The 21,517-nt window shown below is 63.1% G+C and carries 22 protein-coding genes and 2 tRNA genes; 12 read left to right on the forward strand and 12 right to left on the reverse strand.

What is annotated here, in order from left to right; genetic code table 11:
- Positions 1–7 precede the first annotated feature (7 nt).
- From ABLV49_RS10665 to ABLV49_RS10680, 4 genes are read left to right on the forward strand one after another with little or no spacing between them, the layout of a single operon-like run.
- Complete coding sequence (locus ABLV49_RS10665) at positions 8–871, forward strand: branched-chain amino acid ABC transporter permease (protein ID WP_349276396.1); 864 nt, start codon at positions 8–10, stop codon at positions 869–871.
- On the forward strand, positions 868–1,884 hold the full coding sequence (locus ABLV49_RS10670) for a branched-chain amino acid ABC transporter permease (RefSeq protein ID WP_349276397.1): 1,017 nt from the start codon (positions 868–870) through the stop codon (positions 1,882–1,884). Before ABLV49_RS10665 ends, ABLV49_RS10670 begins: the two co-directional genes overlap by 4 nt.
- Complete coding sequence (locus tag ABLV49_RS10675) at positions 1,877–2,641, forward strand: ABC transporter ATP-binding protein (protein ID WP_349276398.1); 765 nt, start codon at positions 1,877–1,879, stop codon at positions 2,639–2,641. Before ABLV49_RS10670 ends, ABLV49_RS10675 begins: the two co-directional genes overlap by 8 nt.
- Positions 2,638–3,372: an ABC transporter ATP-binding protein gene (locus ABLV49_RS10680; RefSeq protein ID WP_349276399.1), complete on the forward strand. Its 735-nt coding sequence runs from the start codon at positions 2,638–2,640 to the stop codon at positions 3,370–3,372. Before ABLV49_RS10675 ends, ABLV49_RS10680 begins: the two co-directional genes overlap by 4 nt.
- 11 nt (positions 3,373–3,383) lie before the next feature.
- Here the strand turns inward: ABLV49_RS10680 and ABLV49_RS10685 are convergent, their stop codons facing one another.
- The gene (locus ABLV49_RS10685) at positions 3,384–4,205 is read right to left on the reverse strand and encodes an IclR family transcriptional regulator domain-containing protein (protein WP_349276400.1); all 822 of its coding nucleotides are present in this window, start codon (positions 4,203–4,205) and stop codon (positions 3,384–3,386) included.
- 158 nt (positions 4,206–4,363) lie between these two features.
- Here ABLV49_RS10685 and pobA point away from each other — a divergent pair, with 158 nt between their 5' ends.
- The 4 genes from pobA to ABLV49_RS10705 all read left to right on the forward strand — a co-directional run bounded on the left by pobA (position 4,364) and on the right by ABLV49_RS10705 (position 9,066).
- The gene (gene pobA / locus ABLV49_RS10690) at positions 4,364–5,548 is read left to right on the forward strand and encodes a 4-hydroxybenzoate 3-monooxygenase (RefSeq protein ID WP_011801292.1); all 1,185 of its coding nucleotides are present in this window, start codon (positions 4,364–4,366) and stop codon (positions 5,546–5,548) included.
- A gap of 150 nt (positions 5,549–5,698) precedes the next feature.
- A complete protein-coding gene (locus ABLV49_RS10695; RefSeq protein ID WP_349276401.1) occupies positions 5,699–6,598 on the forward strand; it encodes a CoA transferase in 900 nt (299 codons plus the stop codon).
- Positions 6,599–6,688: 90 nt separating this feature from the next.
- The gene (locus tag ABLV49_RS10700) at positions 6,689–8,212 is read left to right on the forward strand and encodes a Fic family protein (RefSeq protein WP_349276402.1); all 1,524 of its coding nucleotides are present in this window, start codon (positions 6,689–6,691) and stop codon (positions 8,210–8,212) included.
- Positions 8,213–8,385: 173 nt separating this feature from the next.
- Entirely contained in the window at positions 8,386–9,066 is a 681-nt protein-coding gene (locus tag ABLV49_RS10705; protein WP_349276403.1) for a cold shock and DUF1294 domain-containing protein, read from the forward strand.
- Positions 9,067–9,171: 105 nt separating this feature from the next.
- Here the strand turns inward: ABLV49_RS10705 and ABLV49_RS10710 are convergent, their stop codons facing one another.
- The 3 genes from ABLV49_RS10710 to ABLV49_RS10720 form a co-directional block, all read right to left on the reverse strand.
- Positions 9,172–11,559 (reverse strand): YgiQ family radical SAM protein, encoded by a 2,388-nt coding sequence (locus ABLV49_RS10710; protein WP_349276404.1) that lies wholly within the window; start codon positions 11,557–11,559, stop codon positions 9,172–9,174.
- Positions 11,560–11,808: 249 nt separating this feature from the next.
- Positions 11,809–12,624, reverse strand: coding sequence for a hypothetical protein (locus ABLV49_RS26040; protein ID WP_415838221.1), 816 nt, complete (start codon positions 12,622–12,624; stop codon positions 11,809–11,811).
- Positions 12,625–12,752: 128 nt separating this feature from the next.
- On the reverse strand, positions 12,753–13,223 hold the full coding sequence (locus ABLV49_RS10720; protein WP_349276405.1) for a CHRD domain-containing protein: 471 nt from the start codon (positions 13,221–13,223) through the stop codon (positions 12,753–12,755).
- 206 nt (positions 13,224–13,429) lie between these two features.
- Here ABLV49_RS10720 and ABLV49_RS10725 point away from each other — a divergent pair, with 206 nt between their 5' ends.
- The 4 genes from ABLV49_RS10725 to ABLV49_RS10740 all read left to right on the forward strand — a co-directional run bounded on the left by ABLV49_RS10725 (position 13,430) and on the right by ABLV49_RS10740 (position 15,601).
- The gene (locus tag ABLV49_RS10725; protein WP_349276406.1) at positions 13,430–14,044 is read left to right on the forward strand and encodes a type 1 glutamine amidotransferase domain-containing protein; all 615 of its coding nucleotides are present in this window, start codon (positions 13,430–13,432) and stop codon (positions 14,042–14,044) included.
- A gap of 2 nt (positions 14,045–14,046) precedes the next feature.
- A complete protein-coding gene (locus tag ABLV49_RS10730; protein WP_349276407.1) occupies positions 14,047–14,976 on the forward strand; it encodes a Ku protein in 930 nt (309 codons plus the stop codon).
- Between the two features lie 107 nt (positions 14,977–15,083).
- Positions 15,084–15,278 carry a hypothetical protein gene (locus ABLV49_RS10735; protein ID WP_349276408.1) on the forward strand — a complete coding sequence of 65 codons (195 nt, stop codon included), beginning with the start codon at positions 15,084–15,086 and terminating at the stop codon, positions 15,276–15,278.
- Entirely contained in the window at positions 15,275–15,601 is a 327-nt protein-coding gene (locus ABLV49_RS10740; protein WP_011801284.1) for a hypothetical protein, read from the forward strand. Before ABLV49_RS10735 ends, ABLV49_RS10740 begins: the two co-directional genes overlap by 4 nt.
- A gap of 199 nt (positions 15,602–15,800) precedes the next feature.
- On the opposite strand, the gene ABLV49_RS10745 is transcribed toward ABLV49_RS10740, so the two are convergent.
- The 8 genes from ABLV49_RS10745 to ABLV49_RS10780 all read right to left on the reverse strand — a co-directional run bounded on the left by ABLV49_RS10745 (position 15,801) and on the right by ABLV49_RS10780 (position 21,508).
- Positions 15,801–16,145 carry a hypothetical protein gene (locus ABLV49_RS10745; RefSeq protein ID WP_349276409.1) on the reverse strand — a complete coding sequence of 115 codons (345 nt, stop codon included), beginning with the start codon at positions 16,143–16,145 and terminating at the stop codon, positions 15,801–15,803.
- Positions 16,076–17,665, reverse strand: a complete 1,590-nt coding sequence (locus tag ABLV49_RS10750; protein ID WP_349276410.1) for a thioredoxin domain-containing protein — start codon at positions 17,663–17,665, stop codon at positions 16,076–16,078. The genes ABLV49_RS10745 and ABLV49_RS10750 overlap by 70 nt, the downstream gene beginning before the upstream one ends.
- Before the next feature lie 283 nt (positions 17,666–17,948).
- Complete coding sequence (locus tag ABLV49_RS10755; RefSeq protein WP_349276411.1) at positions 17,949–18,197, reverse strand: DUF3297 family protein; 249 nt, start codon at positions 18,195–18,197, stop codon at positions 17,949–17,951.
- Between the two features lie 91 nt (positions 18,198–18,288).
- Positions 18,289–18,600 carry a Rieske 2Fe-2S domain-containing protein gene (locus tag ABLV49_RS10760; RefSeq protein WP_349276412.1) on the reverse strand — a complete coding sequence of 104 codons (312 nt, stop codon included), beginning with the start codon at positions 18,598–18,600 and terminating at the stop codon, positions 18,289–18,291.
- Positions 18,601–18,641: 41 nt separating this feature from the next.
- Positions 18,642–20,216: a DUF2779 domain-containing protein gene (locus tag ABLV49_RS10765; RefSeq protein WP_349276413.1), complete on the reverse strand. Its 1,575-nt coding sequence runs from the start codon at positions 20,214–20,216 to the stop codon at positions 18,642–18,644.
- A 217-nt stretch (positions 20,217–20,433) separates the two neighbouring features.
- Positions 20,434–20,509, reverse strand: a tRNA-Lys gene (locus ABLV49_RS10770).
- A 10-nt stretch (positions 20,510–20,519) separates the two neighbouring features.
- A tRNA-Lys gene (locus tag ABLV49_RS10775) sits at positions 20,520–20,595 on the reverse strand.
- 79 nt (positions 20,596–20,674) lie between these two features.
- Positions 20,675–21,508 carry a tRNA threonylcarbamoyladenosine dehydratase gene (locus tag ABLV49_RS10780; RefSeq protein WP_349276414.1) on the reverse strand — a complete coding sequence of 278 codons (834 nt, stop codon included), beginning with the start codon at positions 21,506–21,508 and terminating at the stop codon, positions 20,675–20,677.
- Positions 21,509–21,517: the final 9 nt, after the last annotated feature.

Raw genomic sequence — 21,517 nt, forward strand, 5'->3', positions numbered from 1 at the left:
AACACCGATGGATTTAGCCAACTTTTTCATCCAGCTCCTGAACAGTGTCCAGTACGGCCTGCTGCTGTTCATGCTGGCCGCCGGCCTGACGCTGATCTTCGGCATCATGGGCGTGGTCAATCTGGCGCATGGCAGCTTTTACATGCTCGGCGCCTACCTGGCGTGGTCGCTCAGCGCCCTGTTTGGCAGCCTGAGCCTGGCCATCATTGGCGGCGCTGCGCTGTCGGTGCTTTTCGGCCTGGCGCTGGAATGGCTGCTGTTCCGCCATTTCTACGAGCGCGACCATCTGGACCAGGTGCTGCTGACCTTCGGGCTGATCTATATTTTTGAAGAGTTGCGCTCCATCGTGTGGGGCGACGATGTCCACGGCGTGCCGATTCCCGAGTTGCTGAGCGCCTCGATTCCGCTGACCGACAACCTGTCTTACCCGGTGTACCGCCTGTTCATGTCGGGGGTCTGCCTGGCCCTGGCGGCTGGCCTGTACTTCCTGATCTCCAAAACCCGGCTGGGCATGAAGATACGCGCCGGCGCCTTCAACCGGGACATGGCCGAGGCGCTGGGCGTCAACATCAAGCTGATCCATGCGGTGGTGTTCGCGCTGGGCGTCGGACTGGCGGCGGTGGCGGGCATGGTTGCCGCGCCGGTTGCCAGCGTGTATCCCAACATGGGCTCGCAGGTGCTGATCATGTGCTTCGTCGTGGTGGTGATTGGCGGCATCGGCTCGGTGCGCGGCGCGCTGATCGCCGCCCTGCTGGTCGGCCTGGTCGATACCTTCGGCAAGGTGCTGCTGCCGCAGGTCGCCGGCATGCTGGTCTATATCCTGATGGCGGCGGTGCTGCTGTACAAGCCCGAAGGCCTGTTCAAGCAATGACCCAAGCCAACATGGAAATACTGCCGCGCGGCGTGCAGGTGGCGCTCTTTCTCGGGCTGGCGGCGCTGCTCGCCTTTCCTTTCGCAGGAACCGAGTTCTACACCGAAATGGTCACGCGCATGATGATCATGGCGATTTTTGCCATGAGCCTGGACCTGCTGCAGGGCGTGACCGGCCTGGTGTCGCTGGGCCATGCCGCCTACTTTGGACTGGCCGGCTACGCGCTGGCCTTCCTCACGCCGCAGGGCGAAGCGGTCAGCCTGTGGTGGACCTTGCCGGTCGCCGTGCTGGGCTCGGGGCTGGCGGCGCTCATCATCGGTTTTTTTGTCGTGCGCACGCGCGGCATCTACTTCATCATGGTCACCATGGCTTTTGCGCAGATGGTGTTTTTCCTGTTTTTCGACAACAAGGCACTGGGCGGATCGGACGGGCTTTACATCAACTTCCGGCCCAGCGCAGCGCTGTTCGGCTGGGTGCCGTTTGACCTGGACGGCAAGCGCACGCTTTACTACTTCACGCTGGCCGCCATGCTGCTGGTCTATGCCTTTTTGCGGCGCCTGCTCTGGAGCCCGTTCGGCCGGGCGCTGGCGGGCATCCGCGTCAACGAGCACCGCATGCGGGCGATGGGCTTTTACACCTTCGGCTACAAGCTCACGGCGTTCACGCTGGCCGGCGGCCTGGCCGGGCTGGCGGGCTACCTCTGGGGCACGCAGACCGGCTACATCAACCCCGAACTCATGGGTTTCCAGATGAGCGCGCACACCATCATGATGGTCGTGCTGGGCGGCATGGGCAACATTGCCGGCGCAATGGTCGGGGCGTTCACATTCGAGTATTTGCTGCATGTCTTCAAGGACTTGCCGCAGGTCGGCAGCGTCAACCTGGGCAAGCACTGGCAGCTCTGGATGGGCCTGTTCATCGTGCTGCTGGTGACGTTTGCGCCGCGCGGCCTATTGGGTCTTGCCGAGCGTTTCGGAAAACGCGGCATGGACAAGGAGAACCAGGATGAGTGAAGTTCTCCTGAGCGCCAAAAACCTGACCAAACGCTTTGGCGGCCTGGCCGCGGTCAATGATGTGTCGGTCGATCTCTGGCGCGGCCGCATCCATGCCGTGATTGGCCCCAACGGCGCCGGCAAGTCCACCCTGACCAACCTGCTGTCCGGGGACTTGCCGCTCACTTCAGGTTCTGTCGTGCTGGGCGGGCAGGACATCACGGGCTGGAGCCCTGAAAAAATTTCGATCCAGGGGCTGGGCCGCAGCTACCAGAAGACCAACATTTTTTTGCCCTTCAGCGTCTGGGAAAACGTGCGCCTGGCTTCGCAGTCGCGCGAACCGCACGCCCTGAACTGGCTGCGGCGTGCTACCAGTTTCATAGCTATCAATGCCCGTGCAGAAAGCGCAATCGAGCTTTCTGGCTTAAAAAATCGGCGCGACAGCATCGCCGGAACCATCAGCCATGGCGAACAGCGCCAGCTTGAAATCGCCATGACGCTGGCCACCCGCCCGCAGGTTCTGCTGCTCGACGAGCCCCTGGCCGGCATGGGCGCGGTCGAGGCCGAACGCATGATAGCCCTGCTGCAAAGCCTGAAAAAAGACCACGGCATCCTGCTGGTCGAACACGACATGGACGCGGTGTTCACACTGGCCGACCAGCTGACGGTGATGGTCAACGGCCAGGTCATCGCCAGCGGCACACCGGCGCAAATCCGGGCCGACGCGGGTGTCCAGGCCGCCTACCTCGGCGAAGACATCGGGGAAGAAAGCGCATGACGACCCACCGCATCAACCCGCCGGACCTGCTGGTCAACGCCCAAAAGCTCAACACCTACTACGGCGCCAGCCACATCCTGCGCGACCTCAGCTTCAGCGTGGCGCGCGGTGAAACCATTGGCCTGATGGGCCGCAACGGCATGGGCAAAAGCACGCTGCTCAAAAGCATCATGGGCCTGGTCAAGCCCCGCTCCGGTTCGGTCGAGATTGCGGGCCAGCCGATGACGGGGCGTGCGCCCTATGAAATCGCGCGGCTCGGCATCGCCTATGTGCCCGAGGGCCGGGGCATTTTCGGCAACCTGAGCGTGGTGGAAAACCTGAAGATGGCCGCGCGCGCCGGCAGCCGGGGCCAGCGCGACTGGACTTACGAGCGGGTGCTGGACACCTTTCCCCGGCTCAAGGAGCGCCTGGGCCACGGCGGCCAGCAACTCAGTGGCGGAGAGCAGCAAATGCTGACCATCGGCCGGGCGCTCATGACCAATCCGGACGTGCTGATCCTGGACGAGGCCACCGAAGGCCTGGCGCCGCTGATTGCCCGGGAAATTTGGCGCATCTGCCGCCTGGTGCGTGAAACCGGCATCAGCAGCGTGATTGTTGACAAAAACTGGAAGCACGTCAGCCAGATCACCGACCGCAACGTGATTTTGGTCAAGGGCGAAGTCGTCTTTGAAGGCAGCTCGGCCGAACTGCATGCCCGGCCGGAACTGCTGGCGCAATACCTGGGCGTTTAGGCATCCACGGATTAAAGCAAGGGGCGCAGTTCCCTTGCGGCATCGAGCAGCAGCGGCAGCAGGTCGCGCTGAATGTCCTGCGCGGTCAGCCGCTGAGGCGATGCGACCACATTGAGCGCCGCCACCGTGTTTCCCTGCATGTCCCGCAGCGGCACGGCCAGCGCATGCACGTCCAGTTCGTGCTCCTCTTGGGCCAGGCAATAGTCGTTGGCGCGGACCTGCTCGATGACGGCGCGGAACTGCTTGGGGTCGATGTGGGTGTGCGAGGTCAGGCGCGCCAGAGTCCGGCCCTTGAGCCATTGCGTCAATTGCGTTTTGGTCTTGGCCGCCAGCAGCACGCGCCCGGTCGAGGTGGCGTGCGCCGGGAGCCGGGCGCCCAGGTGCAGGCCGTAGGCCATCACCCGAGTAGCGCCTTCGGGCGACTTGGTCCATTCGTAGCCGCTGCGCCCGACGATCACCACCTCGTCAAGGTCCAGCACGGCGACTGAAAACGACTGCCGGGTCTGCGCCGCCAGGCGACTCAAGGTGGGCTGGATGGCACGCGGCAAACGCGCGGACGCCAAGTAGCTTCCTGAAAACCGCAACACCTTGGCCGACAGCCAGAAGTAACTGCCATCGGTTTCGAGGTAGCCCAGATGCGTCAGCGTCAGCAAATGGCGGCGCGCCGCAGCCCGGGTCAGCCCCGCCCGCTCGGCCGCCAGCGTGGCATTGAGGCGCTGGCGCTGGGTGTCAAAACTCTCCAGCACCGCCATGCCCTTGGCCATGCCCTCGATCTTGTCGGCCTTGGCAATGGGAAAGACGCGGTCGGCGCAAATGGTTCTGGAAACAGACATTGCGCGATCATCGCACAAGTAAGCCAAACATCGCGCAAAGCCATTTGTGGCCTATGGCGGCAAGAGGCGCACAAGCCTAAGCTCAAGGCTCACCCAGAACATCCGGGCATGCACTGCACTGCCCGGAGTTACACCCAACCCTTACAAGGAGACAAAACATGCGTACCCAGGTTGCCATCATCGGTGCAGGCCCTTCAGGCCTGCTGCTCGGCCAGTTGCTGCACAAGGCCGGCATTGACGCCATCATTCTCGAACGCCAGACCGGCGACTACGTGCTCGGCCGCATCCGCGCTGGCATTCTGGAGCAGGTCTGCATCGACCTGATGGACGAGGCCGGTGTCGGCGAACGCATGCACAAGGAAGGGCTGGTTCACGGCGGCTTCGAGATGCTTTACAACGGCAAGCGCCACCGCATTGACATGAACAAGCTGACCGGCGGCAAGAACGTCATGGTCTATGGTCAGACCGAGCTGACCCGTGACCTGATGGATGCCCGCGCCGCTGCCGGTCTGCCCACCGTCTATGAAGCCACCCACGTCGCCGTGCATGACTTTGACACCGCCAAGCCCCGTGTCACCTACGAAAAAGACGGCCAGAAGTTTGAAATCGAGTGCGACTTCATCGCTGGCTGCGACGGCTTTCATGGCGTGTGCCGCGCCAGTGCGCCGCGCAGCGCGATCACCGAGTTTGAAAAGGTCTATCCCTTCGGCTGGCTCGGCCTGCTGTCGGACACGCCGCCAGTGCATGACGAGCTGATCTACGTCAACAGCCCGCGCGGCTTTGCCCTGTGCTCGCAGCGCAGCAAAACGCGCAGCCGCTATTACCTGCAGGTGCCGCTGACCGACCGGATCGAAGAGTGGACCGACGAGGCGTTCTGGCAGGAGCTGCGCCTGCGCCTGGACGACGAAGGCCGCGAGAAACTCATCACCGGCCCGTCGATTGAAAAAAGCATTGCCCCGCTGCGCAGCTTCATCACCGAGCCGCTGCGCTTTGGCCGCATGTTTTTGGCGGGTGACGCGGGCCACATCGTGCCGCCCACCGGCGCCAAGGGCTTGAACCTGGCGGCCACCGATGTGAAATACCTGTCCAGCGCCATCATCGAGTTCTACCAGGACAAGACCGAAGCGGGCATCGACAACTACTCCGAGCGCTGCCTCAAACGCATCTGGAAGGGCGAGCGCTTCTCATGGTGGTTCACGCAGCTGATGCATCGTTTCCCCGATGACGGCGCCATCGTCGCCAAGTTCCAGCAGGCCGAACTGGACTACCTGCTCAACTCCGAAGCGGGTTCGCGCAGCATTGCCGAGAACTATGTCGGACTGCCGCTGAATTTCGGCGAATAGAGCAGCCTTGGCCCGGTGGCGGGCCGGCTTTTCACGGGCGACAAAGTCGCCCGTTTTTCATGGACCGAGGCGTTTTTGCGGTAAATTGTGAGTCATTTGACCCTCTAGCGCATGTGCATCGGGCACAGGACGCTATTTATTTAGTAGCAAATGACATCCACCACAGCCCCAGCTATCCAGCCTGTCCAGCCCTTTCAACCCCTTCAAGGCATCCGCATCCTGAGCCTGGCGCTCAACCTGCCCGGCCCGGCCGCGCTGATGCGATGCCGCCAGATGGGCGCCGCCTGCCTGAAGCTCGAACCGCCGGGCGGCGACCCGATGAAGCAGTACAACCAGGCCGCTTACAGCCAACTGCATGAAAACATCGAGCTGCTGACGGCGGACCTGAAGACCGAGGCGGGCCAGCAACTGCTGCACCGCGAACTGGCGCAAGCCGACGTGCTGATCACCTCGTTCCGCCCGTCCGCGCTGGTCAAGCTGGGGCTGACGTGGCAGGCGCTGCACCAGCAACACCCGCGGCTGAGCCAGATTGCCATCGTCGGCGCCTCCGGCGAACGCGCCGAAGAAGCCGGTCACGACCTGACTTACGTGGCTGAAAGCGGTCTGGTCACCGGCCTGGACTTGCCCGCCACGCTCTACGCCGACATGGGCGGCTCGCTGATGGCCAGCGAAGCGGTGCTGCAGGCCGTGATGCACCAGCGCAGCCAGGGCGAAGGCGTTTACCTCGAAATCGCCCTGTCCAGCGCGGCGGGCTATCTCGCCCTGCCCCGTGCCTGGGGCCTGACCCAGCCGGGCGCGGCCATCGGCGGCGGCCATGCCGGCTACCGCGTCTATCCGTGCCAGGATGGCCGCGTGGCGCTGGCCGCGCTGGAGCCCCATTTCGCGCTCAGGCTGTGCGCGGAGGCGGGGATTTCCATGCCCGGCATTCAGACGATGCTTGAGCCCGCCACGCACGAGGCTGTTGCCGCCTTTTTACTGACGCGCACGCGCCGGGAACTCGATGCGCTGGCGGTGGAGAAGGATATTCCGCTGTGTACGCTGGGGGATTGAGGCGAGCAGCATTTTTTGATCACCAGCAGCGAAGTTTTTTCTGGCTAAAAATTCATTTTCAAAGTAAAAACTTCGAAAAAGAAAGAAAAAATGTCCAAACGCCTGCTGGGGTATGAATTTCTGAGGGATCACCTCAAGCTGAGTGCTTTTCCGTGCGCGCGTCCGGCCCGTGTCGGCAGCGTCACCAAAGTCGTGCAGCGTGCCGACGGCCTGGAAGTGCCCGCCAGCGTGGCGCCGGTCTCGCAAGGTCCGCTGGAGCACATCCTGTTCGCCCTCAAGCATGAGGGCGTCAATCTGCAGATTCTGGCCCAGTGCCTGCCGCGCATCGACGCTGGCCCACTCATCGAAGCTTTTTGCAGCAGTCCGGCCAGCAAGTACATCCGCATCACAGCCTACCTCTGGGAACAATTTAACGGGCGGGAACTTGAAGGCGCGCCCCAAGCCATCGGTCCCTATGTGCCCCTGTTCGACCCGGGTAAATACCTGACGGGCAAGCCACGGCGCAACAGCAAATGGCGCGTGGACTTCAATGGTCTGGGCTCGCTGCGGTTTTGCCCGACCATCGAGCGCACCAGCGCCATCGCGGCCTTGCTGGCGCAGGACACGCTTGGCCGCGCCCAGGCGTTCATCGAAGGCATGAAGCAAGAAACACTGGACCGGACCATGAGCTGGTCCTACCTGAGCGAGACCGAAAGCTCGTTCGCCATCGAGCGGGAAAAACCCAGCAGCCGCAAGGCCGAGGCCTTCGCCCAATTGCTCATGCAGGCCCGCGAAAGCACGCCGATTACCGAAACATACCTGGTGGACCTGCAAAATCTGGCCGTCACCAACCCCCTTGACCGCGCCCTGGAATTTCGCAACCGCCAGAACTGGCTGCGCGGCCCCGGCAACGGAGTGCTGGGCATCACCTATGTGCCGCCAGCGCCGGAGCTGGTGCCGGAATTGATGCAGGCCATCATGGACATACTCAATGACCCGGACCCGGTGCAGAGTCCGCTGGTGATCGGTGCCTTGAGCAGTTTTGCTTTTGTCTTTGTGCATCCCTTCATGGACGGCAATGGCCGCCTGTCGCGCTTTCTGTTTCACAAGGCGGTCTGCCGGTCCGAAGTCCTGAAGCAGGGGCTGGTGCTGCCCATTTCCGTCGCCATGAAACGCAACGAAGACCAGTACCTGCAGGCACTGAAGTCATTCTCAGCCCCGGCCCGGCGGCTCTGGGACGTGCTGATGATTGACGATGAGCATTTCGAGTTCACCTTCAAAGGCGACGCGTCGATTTACCGCTATTGGGATGCAACGCCCTGTGTCGAGTTCGGCCTGCGCATGGCCGAGCAGTCGCTGGAAGTCGATTTGCGGCAGGAGACCGAGTATCTGCGCAACTATGACGCCATTGCGCACCAAGTCAACGAGCGCATCGACCTGAACAGCAACACCCTGGCGCTGATGGTGCGCCTGTGCCTGCAAAACGAGGGGCGTTTTTCCAACGGCAAGCGCAAGGCGTTTCTGAACAAAGGCTATAGCCCGGAAATGCTGGCGGTGGTTGAGTCCGTGGCGACTGGCGTGCTCACGGGCCGGGAGACTGACGACGAGATCGATATTCCGCCTTACCGGGTTTGATGGCGCAATACGGGAACTCGATGCGCCGGCGGTGGAGAAGGATATTGAGCTGTGTACGCTGCGGGATTGAGTTGGGCGGCGATGGCTGGAGCCGGGGCAAGCCGGCCTGTTAACCTCCTTGAACTCAGGCGCAAGCACCGCTTGAATTCACCCAGAAATCCATCGCAGGAAACATGAAAAAACAAGGAAAAGTCGTGCGCTGGGACAGCGCACGCGCCTTCGGATTTATCCGCAGTCCCGAAACGCCGGCCGACATTTTTTTCCATATTAAGGACTTTCGGGGTTCGGCCGCTCCACAGGAAGGCATGCCGGTGACGTTCGAGGAAATCCACGTTGGCGGCAAGGGACCGCGCGCGATGTCGGTTCAGGCTGGCATGTCCTTGCAGGACTCGCCAGGCAGCCGCGCAACCGCACGCGCAGCGATGCCGCCAACTCAAGCACGCAGTCCCCAGCAACGGACGCTGAATCGCACGGCGCCGTCCAGGCCGGCGAGCCCCGCGCTGCTGCTGATGCTCGGCTGGGCTGTGCTGCTGGGCTGGGAAAGCCGGGCCGGCCGTTTGCCGGCCATGGCGCTGCCCATCGCGCTGCTGCTGAACCTGGTGACATTTTTCATGTACTGGGTTGACAAGCATGCGGCGCAAACCGGCCGGTGGCGCACCTCTGAAAACACACTGCATCTGCTCGGCTTGCTGGGGGGCTGGCCCGGTGCATGGTGGGCGCAAGCGCTGCTGCGTCACAAATCGAGCAAAGCCTCCTTTCTTGCCGCTTATCGGGCAACCGTGGCGCTTCACTGCATCGTGCTGGCTGGCTTTCTCTTCAGTCCGCAACTACAAAACCTGCTACCAAATAGATAGCTATCTGCACTGGCTGGTCGTGCGCCACAGGGCAATTCGGCTTCAAGAACAAAAAAGGCCCTGCGTATCCGCAGACACACAGGGCCTTTTGAAATTGAAAGCGTCTCAGCGCGGCTTGCGCAACGGCTTCACACCCAGCGCCTTGCCCGAACCGTTGTCCCGTGGCGGCAACCCGGTGTGCTGCGTCAGCATGCGGCCCTTGACAGGCGCAGCCGGGGTCACTGAGGCGGTCGAGTTCTTGCGCCGCGCGCTGGTGTAGGTGCCATCCGTCATCGGCTGGAAGGTTGGAATCAGATGGTGCTTGCCGTTGCCGATCAGGTCGGCGCGGCCCATAGTTTTCAGCGCTTCGCGCAGGACCGGCCAGTTGTTGGCATCGTGGTAGCGCAGGAAGGCCTTGTGCAGGCGGCGGCGCTTGTCGCCGCGCACGATGTCCACCGTCTCGCTGTCGCGCGTGATTCTGCGCAGCGGGTTCTTGTTGCTGTGGTACATCGCCGTGGCCGTGGCCATCGGGCTGGGGTAGAAGGTCTGCACCTGGTCGGCGCGAAAGCCGTTCTTTTTCAGCCAGACAGCCAGGTTCATCATGTCTTCGTCGCTGGTGCCGGGGTGGGCGGCGATGAAGTAGGGAATCAGGAACTGCTTCTTGCCGGCTTCGAGGCTGAACTTTTCAAACAGCGTCTTGAACTTGTCGTAGCTGCCGATGCCGGGCTTCATCATCTTGGTCAGCGGCCCCTGCTCGGTGTGCTCGGGGGCGATTTTCAGGTAGCCGCCGACGTGGTGCGTGACCAGTTCCTTCACGTATTCGGGGCTTTTCACGGCCAGGTCGTAGCGCAGGCCCGAGCCGATCAGGATTTTCTTGATGCCCCTGAGCGCGCGGCCGCGCTTGTAGATCTTGATGAGCGGGCCGTGGTCGGTGGTCAGGTTCTGGCAGATGCCGGGATAGACGCAGCTCGGCTTGCGGCAGGCCGCTTCGATTTCCGGGCTCTTGCAGCCCAGCCGGTACATGTTGGCCGTGGGGCCGCCCAGGTCGGAAATGGTGCCGGTGAAGCCTTCGACCTTGTCGCGGATGTCCTCGACCTCGCGGATGATGGACTCTTCGGAGCGGCTCTGGATGATGCGGCCTTCGTGCTCGGTGATCGAGCAGAAGGTGCAGCCACCGAAGCAGCCGCGCATGATGTTGACCGAAAAGCGGATCATTTCCCAGGCCGGAATCTTGGTCGCGCCGTCGTGGCGGCCGTTTTCGTCGGCGTAGCTCGGGTGCGGGCCGCGTGCGTAGGGCAAGTCGAACACATAGTCCATCTCGGCCGTGGTCAGCGGGATGGGCGGCGGCGTGATCCAGACATCGCGCGCGGTCGTGCCTTCGCCATGCGCCTGCACCAGCGCCCGGGCGTTGCCGGGGTTGGTTTCCAGGTGCAGCACGCGGTTGGCGTGGGCGTACAGCACCGGGTCGGCCTTGATCTGCTCGTAGCTCGGCAGGCGGATGACGGTGCGGTCGCGTGGCGGAACCTTGACGCTGCCTTTTCCGTAGAGCGCGGGATTCGGGAAGAACGTCAGCGGCTTGATGGCCGGGTTGACCTCGTTTTTCAAGCCTGATTGGCCTGTAGCGCTTGCTGGTATTGCGCCAGCAGCTATTGTTTCAGTAGCAGCCTTCTCGCCGTCTTCCTTGGCGCAAGTGCTGCCCTGCTCCGCAGCCTGCTCGCTGGTGGTCATGTAGGGGTTGATGTGCGATTCGACCCTGCCCGGCTCATCGACCTGCGTGGAGTCGATCTCGAACCAGCCCTTGCCGGATTCGTCATCCTGCCGGCGCACGAAGGCCGTGCCGCGCACGTCGGTGATGCTCTGCACGGGTTCGCGCGCGGCCAGGCGGTGGGCAATCTCGACCAGCGCGCGCTCGGCGTTGCCGTAGAGCAGCAAGTCGCTTTTCGCATCGACGACGATGGAGCGGCGCACCTTGTCGCTCCAGTAGTCGTAATGCGCGATGCGGCGCAGGCTGCCCTCGATGCCGCCCAAAATGATGGGCACGTCTTTATAGGCTTCGCGGCAGCGCTGGCTGTAGACGATGGCGGCGCGGTCAGGCCGCTTGCCGCCGATGTCGCCGGGGGTGTAGGCGTCGTCGCTGCGAATTTTCCGGTCGGCGGTGTAGCGGTTGATCATCGAGTCCATGTTGCCGGCGGTCACGCCCCAGAACAGATTCGGCTTGCCCAGCGCCTTGAAGGCCTCGGCGCTGTGCCAGTCGGGCTGGGCAATGATGCCGACGCGAAAGCCCTGCGCTTCCAGCACGCGGCCAATCACCGCCATGCCGAAGCTCGGGTGATCGACATAGGCGTCGCCGGTGACCAGGATGATGTCGCAGCTGTCCCAGCCCAGCGCATCCATCTCGGCCCGGCTGGTGGGCAGGAATTTGGCCGTGCCGAAGCGGGCAGCCCAGTATTTGCGGTAACTGGTCAGCGGCTTGGCGGCGCGGGTGAAGAAGGAGACGTCAACTGGGGCGTTCATGGGGGCAACTCTCTTGTAAAACCGCAAGGACTGCCGAACGGCAAAGCCTGCGATTTTGGGTTAACCCGCGATTTTAAGGTTTTAACACCATTGGCGTAGCGCTATCGCGGCATCAACCTCTGAAGTAAAAGCCCATGCGAACGACATGCAGCTCAATGAAGCAGGCTAGATGCGTTCCGCATCCTGCCGCGCTATCTTTATAGCAATGAAATAGGCTTCTTGCGCAATAAGGACGGGCGCAAGCAGCTATTAAAAAACTAGCGCTTCAAGTTGATCCAGCAACTCAAGGCTCACGGCTTCAAGCAGGGGAATTTCGCTGTCCTGAATAGCCATGGGCTCAAAGTCAAAATGGCAAAAAGTGCCATAAATCGTGCCGGACTTGCGGGACAGGGGAAGGCCGAAATAGGAATTCATGATGCCCCGGTGAGGATGGTCCAGCAGCCGTTCATCCTGCGCAGAATTGGCGGTATTGAAGCCGTTGTCCTTGAGCACGAACTGGCAAAAGCTGTCTCCCAGCGGAACTTCGCACAGGCTGGTCGGGTTTTCTCCCTTGCGGTCATACAGATGGATATTGCGCATCATCTGGCCATCGAGCCGGTAAATCGCGGTGTAGCGGTAGCTTGTGCGTGAATTCAGATACCGCAGCGCGCCATGAAGACCGCCGCTGTCAAAGGCCGATCTGAATTGCGCCAATTGCTCGTCTAGTGCCTGTAACGCCATGGCGTATCTCCGAAATGGGGTGAATGCAGCCAGCCTGATCACCACAATCAAGCCGCACAATTCCGATGATATGAAGTTTTTGACAATTTTTATTCCCGCACGGCCAGCACTGTCCTGGCCGTCGCCAAACCCGCTGCGCTCGCAATGGCCGCGCAGGATGATGGCGTCGCCGTCCTGCGGGAACGTCCTTGTTTCGCCATTGGCCAGCGTCAAGGCGGTTTTGCCACCCGCCGTCAACTCCAGCAGCGAGCCGGCCTGTTCGGGCTTTTCGCCTGATTGCGTGCCCGAATCCAGCAAATCACTTGTCTGTAGATTACATCCGTTGACGGCATGGTGGGTGATCACGCAGGCTTTCGCTCAGGACAGGGCGACACGGGAAGCGTGGCCCTGCGCCATGAAGGAAATATGCCTTTTCCGCAATACACACGGGCACATACAGCTATCTAAACGATAGCAATCAAGCAGCCGCTACATCAGTTGCGCACCGTCATCTGGCCGCGAACTTCCCCGCCCGGGTTGGCTGCGGTGTGGATGTTGGCGTACCAGCGGCCGGCCACCAGGTCGGCCGCCTGGGCCGGGGTCAGCGTGGCGCTGCCTTCCATCGGGCTGGTGACCGGACCCGGCCAGGGCAGGACAACGCCGGCATTGGCACCAACGGCAGCCGGGCCATGGAAATGCGCCGCCGTGGCCGGGCCGCTCAGGCCGGTGAAGTTGACTTTCCAGCGCAGCAGGTTGCTGTCCTTGTTCAGGACCGCATCGACCGAGCCGCTGCCCTGGCTGGCATTGGGCGGCACTTCGTTGGCGGCGCGCAACTGGGTGCTCAGGGCGATCAGGTTAGAAGACGATGGCTTGCCCGGCATCATGCCGCAGCCGGTGATGGCGGCGGTAGCCGCCACGGCAAGGGCGGCAAGGCAAAGACGGGTGGCTTGGCGGCGTGTGGTCATGAAGGCTCCTGGTGGGTAAAAAAAGATTGTGGTCCTGCATTCAGGGTGAGCCGTCAGGATAAACCCGATAGCACGCGCCGCCCTGCTTTCAGGCAGGCCAGCCCTGCAACTTGCGCATTTCTCCTACGCCAACGGTACTGGCCTGCCGACATACGCCTGGCGGCCCATGCACCAAATTCAGTTCATATTCCCAACGAAAGAAATCCATGTCCAACCCACCGCAACACCAGCTGGGCGGCTTGAATATCGCCATTCTCGTGACCGACGGCTTTGAGCAGGAAGAGCTGACCGGCCCGCAGGCGGCGCTGGAAGAGTCCGGGGTCATGATCCGCCTGCTGTCCGACAGGACCGGACAGGTCCAGGGGGTCCGCCATGACCAACCCGGGGATTCGTTTGACGTGGATGCGACCTTTGACAAGGTCACCGCCGATGAATTCGATGCGGTCTTGCTGCCCGGCGGGGCGGTCAATGCCAGCCGCATCCGCAACAATGCCGACGCCCAGGAGCTGGTGCGGCAGATGGACCAGCAGGGCAAGCCGCTTGCCGTGATCTGCCATGCGCCGTGGCTGCTGGTTTCGGCCGGCCTGGTCAAAGGCCGCAAGATGACCAGTGCGCCCGAGCTGCAAAAAGACTTGGAACAGGCCGGCGCGCAGTGGGTCGATGAAAAGGTGGTGGTGGACCGCAACTGGGTCAGCAGCCGCAAGCCAGCCGACATTCCCGCTTTCAACGCGGCCTTCAAGGGCATCCTGGCGCAGCGCACCCGGCAAAACATCAAGGGCACGTCCGACGACACGCCTGCTTCCGCCGGCGAAGGCGGCTGAACATGGCGACACGCGCGGTATGGAAAGGCGCCATCAGTTTCGGGCTGGTGCATGTTCCGGTGGCCCTGCATTCGGCCACGCTCAACACCGGCCTGGATTTTGACTGGCTGGACAAGCGCACCCTGGAGCCGGTGGGCTACCGGCGCATCAACAAGAAAACTGGCGAGGACATCGAGCCCGACAACGTCATCAAGGGCATCGAGTACGAGAAAGGCCGGTATGTGGTGCTGACCGACGAGGAAATCAGGGCCGCCTACCCCCGGGTGACCCAGACCATCTCGATTGACAGCTTTGTGCCCAACACCCAGATTCCGTTCATTTACCTGGAGCGGCCTTATTACCTGGAGCCGATCAACAAGGGCGAAAAGGTCTATGCCCTGCTGCGCGACGCCTTGCTGCAGACCAAGCGGGTCGGCGTGGCCCGGGTGGTGATCCAGAACAAGCAGCATCTGGCGGTGCTGGTGCCGTCGGGACCGGGCCTGGTGCTGAACCTGCTGCGCTGGGGCGATGAAATCCGCTCCTGGGAAGACCTGGACCTGCCGCCCGAAGGCGCCAAGGCCGCCGGGGTGAGCGAGAAGGAACTGGCTATGGCCAAAGAGCTGATCGAGGACATGACCGGCCGCTGGGATCCGCACCAGTTCACCGACTCCTTCAAGGATGAAATCCTGGCGCTGGTGGAGCGCAAGGTCAAGGCGGGCCAGTTGCACACGGTGGCGCAGCCCGAAGCCGCCGAAGAAGAAGCCATCCCTTTTGGCGCGCAAATCCTGGACCTGATCGACCTGCTGCAGCGCAGCCTTCGCCAGGGCGGCGCGGCCCAAACGCCGCCGGACAGCGACGGCCCCCAGGGCAAATCCGGAACCCGGGCCTTGTCGCACAAGAAAGAGCCGGAACCTGGACCAGACTCCGACCTACGCCGGAACGGCGCTCGCTGAGTTTGCAGCTTGTAGGCCTTGGCCGCAACATGGGCGCAAGCTCTGGCTGGGCGCGACTTCACCGCCTATCATTTGGCAGCGCAGGAGGTCTGCGCCTGGAGACTTCAATGAAACGCCTTTTCCTCGTGTCGTCACTGGCCTGTGCAGCCGTGCTGCTGTCAGCGTGCCCCGACACCAAACTGCCGAACCCTGCACCCAGGGTGCCGGAGCCCAAGGCGCAAACCACAACGATTGAGGGTTCGTCCGAAAGGGCCGTGCCGGGTCAACCCGGGGCCGGCATGCCGGCGGTGAGCCGTCCATGAAGAATAGGTTCAAGCGATTGTTGCTGGTAGCTGCCATCACCGGACTGGGCGCATGCGCATTGACTCCGTTGCCCGGTGAACCGGCAGCGCACAGGGTCACTGTCGGCGGCGACAGCTACATCGTCAAGCAGATCACCGAGGGCACATGGACAGCCAACTCGACCGGAAGCCCGAAGGCGCTGGCGAACACGCCGGCCGGCACCGCTGCCCTGCGGCTGGCTGTCGAGAAAACATCGGGTTGCACGGTGACCGACAGCGACTATTCACGCGAAGGCAAGCAGTTTGATGCCCAGGTGAATTGCCCCGGAAGGCGCAATGATTGACAGTAGTTTGTTGAATCAAGCATGGCCCGGCCTATTCAGCTGCTGGGTCGAGCAAGGCTACAAGCTGGTGTTGAACAAGTTCTGTTGAGCCGACTTCAGTCCAGCGCGATGGCCGGACTTTGTACTTCAATCTGCGACACAAAATAGCCTTCAGCGCATGCTGGTTATGCGCAATCAGCTACTTAATTAATAGCAAAAATCAGCCCGCCGCCGCAGGCGCCGGAATCAAGGCATCACCCGCTGCGGCAACGGCGGGCGCCGTCTGCAAAAGCTCGGCCGTCTGCAGCAAGCGCGGAAAACTGGCCGGGTCGTTCAGCACCGTGGCGGCAAACACCCGCACGCAGCGTTCGGCGGCGAGCCGGTATTTGGCCGCCTGCGGCGCATCGAGCTTGTCGCTCAGGGCCAGCAGGGCCAGCGCGGCGGTGCCGTTGCCTGACGGCGTGGCGGCGTCCAGCCCGGTCTTGAGCCGATGGATCAGGGCGGGCGCATCGTGGCGGATGAAGAAAAAGCCGCCCGCGTCCCGGTCTTCAAACTGCGCCAGCATGGCTTTGGCGATAGCCTGGGCAAACGGCAGGTCGCCGGGCTGCGGATCGACGTCGTGCAGCGCCAGCACGGCTTCGAGCAAAAACGCATGGTCGTCCAGAAAAGCCGCCTGGCCGGGCAGGGCCAGCAGGCGCCCGGAAGTGCGGCCATCGTCCTGCCAGCGCTCGACCTGCACAAAGCGCAGCGCGCTGCGCGCCGCCAGCAGCCACTCGGGGCGCTGCAGACGGCGCTAGCGCGGGCCAGGCCGGTCATCATCAGCGCCGTCCAGCCGGTCAGCAGCTTGGCGTCCCGGGCCGGGCGTTCGCGCTTGTCGCGCTCGGCCAGCAGCTTGGGGCGGGCGGAGGCGATCAGCTCCTCGACCTGCGCTTCGGGGCGACGCAGCGTGACGGCCAGCGGGCCGGCAGCGCGCGCCACGCGCAAATGCCAGTGACGGCCCTCAAAGCCCGGCGCATCGACCAGCCCCCAGTGCGCGGCGCACACATCCCATTCGTTGGGCGAGAGCGCCAGCCGCAGCGGCTCGGACTCCCAGACGTAAAAGCGCCCTTCCCGGCCCTGCCCGTCGTCAGCAGCCAGCGAGGCATGAAAGCCGCCGGTGCTAGATTGCATCTCGCGCAGCGCCCAGCTGGCGGTGTCTTCGACGACGCGGCGGAACAAGGGTTCGCCGGTCAGCGCCAGCGCATCGGCATACAGCGCCAGCAGCACGCCGTTGTCGCAGAGCATTTTTTCAAAGTGCGGAATGCGCCACTGCGCATCGACGCTGTAGCGGAAAAAGCCGCCGCCAATCTGGTCGTACAGACCGCCTTCGGCCATCTTGCGCAGCGTCAGCAGCGCCATCTCGCGGGCGGACGCGTCGCCTTCCTCGCGGGCGCGGCGCAGCAAAAAGGCCAGGTCGCTGGGGTGCGGAAACTTCGGCGCCGCGCCAAAGCCGCCCTGCGCCGGATCAAAGGCGGTGGCCAGTTGCTGCAGCGCCTGGGCGCGCACGGCGGCGTCGAGCACGGCGGCGTCATCGCGGCGCGGCGCGCTGGCGGCCAGCGCGGCCAGCAGCGCCTGGTCCTGCCGCGCCAGCGCCGCACGCTGCTCGCGCCAGACGGCGCTGACCGAGCCCAGCACGGCCTGAAACGTCGCCTGCCCCTCGGGCGCGGCGCTCGGGAAATAGGTGCCGCTGTAAAACGGCACGCCTTGCGGCGAGAGAAAAATCGTCAGCGGCCAGCCGCCGCCGGTGCGGCGCAGCAGCTGATGGGCCATCTGATAGACGGCATCCAGATCGGGACGCTCCTCGCGGTCCACCTTGATGCTGACAAAGCCTTCGTTCATCAGGGCGGCGGTAGCCGGGTCGGAAAACGATTCGGCCGCCATCACATGGCACCAGTGGCAGGCCGCGTAGCCGATGGACAGCAGGATCGGCAAACCCCGCCGCCGGGCCAGCGCCAGGGCTTCGTCGCCCCACGGATACCAGTCCACGGGCTGCTCGGCATGTTGCAGCAAATAGGCCGACTGTTGGGAGGCAAGGCGGTTGGACATGGCGGTGGCTACCAGGTGGGGGTGAAACGACGCAGCGGACGGGTGATGGCGTGAACGCGCCTGTCGGCTTTGTCGCAACTTTGTCGAAAATCCGCCGCAGACGCCGTGTTCAGGGTGCCATGCCAAGGCCATGCGCAGGAAGCATGCCACCGGCCGGGCTGGATCAGATGGTCCATGGCGAAGTCGAACTGCGCCATGACTACCGCTGGGCCAGCGACGGCAGCGCTGTGCAGCGCCACCATCAGCACGCCCGATGAAGAGCCGCAGGTGCGGGAGTTCGGGCCTACCGGTAAAACGCCTCAACCTTGCCCGTCAGCTTGATCAGCAGCGGATAGCCTTTGCGGTCCAGCGACTTGCCGGCAGGCACCTTGACCCAGCCTTCGCTGATGCAGTATTCATAGACATCCAGACGCTCCTTGTCCTTCAGGCGAATGCACACGTCATGCTCGAACACGGCAGCCATGTGAAAGGGACTGCGCGGGTCAATGGACAGGCGGTCGGGCAAAGGCGGAGTTTGAGGGGTTTCGTTCATTTGAATAAAAAGTGGCTGCAGCGCAATGCTTACGCGCGTAAACAGCTATTGTATTGATAGCAAAACAAGAAACCTGAAGGCCGGTTCGGCCTCAGTCCAGGTCGATTTCCACCATGCCGCCGGCGATCCGCAAGGGAAACTCTTCGAGCTGGCAGCCGGTGGGGCTCAGGCCCTTGCCGTCGCGGCCGTTGAAGACCCAGCCATGCACGGTGCAGACGAGGATACGGCCGTTGAAGTCGGAGTTGTTGACCAGCGACTGGCCTTCGTGCGGGCACAGGCCCTCGAAGGCGCGCGGCTGGCCGCCATCGGGCCACAGCACGATGACCTCGCGGCCATCGAGCGTGAACGGCACGGATTCGCCTTCGGCCAGATAGCGCTGCTTGCACAGGGTTTGAAATGCCATGGGTTGCTCCTTCAAGAATTCAGTGCCTGATGCCAGCGGCCTCAGCCACGCCCGGCGGTGGCGGCCGCATCGGCCGCCTCGAATAACGCAGCGATGCGGCGCAAGACTTCGGTCTCGCGCTGGCCGTGGGCCTGCAGGGCGGCGCGCAGTTGCTGCCGGACCGCGCCATCCAGACTACGCTGCAGTGAGTGCGCAAAAGCCGCCTGCGCCGAGGATGCCTGAACGTCTTCGAGCCGCGCCACCGGCACATCGGGCGCGACGGCGCGGCTGATCGACTTGAACGACCAGGAGCCGGCCATCACCGGGTGGTAGTAATGCGCCCGGGCCAGCTGGAACAGATCCACGATGCGCGCCTGCACGGCGTCCAGCGCGGACGCCAGGTCGTCAAACTGCTGGGCCAGCTCGCGCAGGCGGCTGCGCTCAAAGCCAGCGTTGTAGGCCAGCACCGGCCCGGCGCTGCCCAGCGCCTGCAGCAGCGTCAACGCAAAAGCGCGGCGCGGATCGCCGCCGTCAGCATCGGCCAAAAAGCCCTGCCGCGCCCACTGGCCCGCCGCGCTTTGCACGCCACAGGTCCACTGAAAAGGCAGCACCTGGTAGGGCCGCGTTCCGGCCCAGAGCGGAACGGCAAAGCCGATGGTGTCAAAGCGCAGGTGGTGGCGCGGATAAGGCAGCGCCTGCATCAGCGCGGCCACGGCGGGCTCCAGCACCGGCCCGCCCTGCTGGATGGCGCGGGCGGCGCGGCGGTGGCGCAGGTTGCCCAGCCGCTGCAGCGCGACGCTGCGCAGATCGGCATGGCCTTCCTGGCGCAGCTCGGCGGCCAGTTCGCGGCCGACGATGTCAAGGCTGGCCTGCGGATCGGGGGCAGGCAGGCTGGACGCTGGCTCGCCCGCCTGGCAGTGGCTGGCGAACTCGCAGCCGCCGCTTTGCGTGCATTGCGCGCCCGGCGTGGCGGGCGGCTCGGGCCCGCGATCACAGGTGCGCATGGCCGACAGCCAGGCCGCCACCGGGCGCGAGCCCAGCACCGGGGCCAGGTCCACCTCGCGGAACAGGCCCGCGTAGCAGCCGTGGCCGGGATAGATAAAACCGGTATCGACCAGCAGCAGGCCCGCGCTTTGCACCCGCAGGCCACAGCGCGCCGCCGCATGCACCCACAGCGCCACGGCATCGACATCGACCTCGTCGCCGACCGTGGCATAGCGCACCTTGAACAGGCGCAGACCCTGCTCGCCGCAGGTCAGCACGTCGATGCGCACCTGCGCCCGGTCGTCGCTGGTCAGGCAGGCGCCCAGGATGGCCCAGCCTTCAGGCGCCACGCGGTCGGAGTCCAGGCAGTCCAGGGTCTGCTGCACGGCCGCTGCCCACTCGGCGGGGGTGCCGGGCGCGGCGATGAGGTCGGCGTGGGGAAACGAAGCCCGCAAGGCCGCCTGAAGACCCGGACCGTGAACCACCGCCGCTTCAGCGGTTTCGTCAGCGTCCCGCAGCGTCCGGGCAGCGCCCGTGGCCGAGGGTTGCGATGGCGCCGCCGCCGGGCCACCCCGACGGTGCAGCCAGAAGCGGCGCGAGCAGGCACGCCAGCGCTGCAGGTCATCGTGGTTGAGCAAAGGAGTAAAAGCCATGCGCATAAACAGACAAAGGTGACACAAGGGCCGAACAAAATGCACATCAGGGTGAGTTGAAGGCAGGTGATGCAAGTGTTTAGCAAGGGACGTGCAAGCCCATGAAATATCCCGAAGCCCACGAGGCAGTATTTGGCAACGCCTAATAAACGTCCAAACAAAAAAAAGCCTGCTATTGATTAAATAGCAGGCTTTTTCAATGCCTAAAAGGCTTATTTGGTGGGTTCTGCGAGATTCGAACTCGCGACCTACGGATTAAGAGTCCGCTGCTCTACCAGCTGAGCTAAGAACCCAAATAAAATTTGGTGGGACGTGCGGGGGTCGAACCCACGACAAACGGATTAAAAGTCCGCTGCTCTACCAACTGAGCTAACGTCCCAAGATTTTCATCTTGGCTGAACTGCGTTGTTTGCAGAACAGCCTCAAATTATAGCGTCCTTTTAAGTGGCTTTTTTGGGTCAACCGGCAATTTTATCCAGCACCCAGCTTGCAGCGCACATTCCAAAAGTCGATGTAACGCTAACGACCGATCCATACCCGTGGCAATTGAGGCTCCCATCCGGCTGCATTGGCACAGCCAACGGCTGTACCGCAGTGTCTGCATGCGCTGGTCCAACATCAACTGCCGTCAAAGGCCGCGCGACGGACTCGCGGCTGAACACACACATCACGTTCATCCGTCCGAGACGGGCCGCCTCATGTTCCTTGCGCAAGCGATAACGCATCTGCGCCAGCAAAGGGTCGTGCGTGACGGCCGACAGGTCGTCAATGTCCACGCGGTGGGCAAGCCGTTTTCCTCCGGCAGCACCCACACTGATCAGAATGGCCTTGTTTTTGATGGCCCATGCCGCCATGGCAGTTTTGGCTCTTACCTGATCACAAGCATCAATGACAGCCAGATGCTTGTAATCAAACCGTATATCGGGCGGAAAAAGCCCTGGCCAGTTTGCCGCATCAACAAAATCCTCAATGCAGTCCACGCGGCAGTCCGGATTGATATGCGCAATGCGTTCGCGCATGGCTTGCACCTTGGCTTGCCCCACGGTGGTGTCGAGTGCATGGACCTGCCGGTTGATGTTGGATTCGGCAACATGGTCAAGGTCGATCAATGTCAGGCGAGCCACACCGCTACGCGCCGCAGCCTCGGCAGCCCACGAGCCTACGCCACCCAGACCGACCACCACAATATGTGCATTTCGAATACGCTCGGCACCGGCTGCTCCGTACAAACGTGCAAGCCCTCCAAAGCGGCGTCCAAGGTCAGGAGCCATCAGATCGGATTCAAATGTCATGGATTATTT

It is taken from the genome of Polaromonas hydrogenivorans (assembly GCF_040105105.1).
In the GTDB taxonomy this organism is placed as follows: domain Bacteria; phylum Pseudomonadota; class Gammaproteobacteria; order Burkholderiales; family Burkholderiaceae_C; genus Polaromonas; species Polaromonas hydrogenivorans.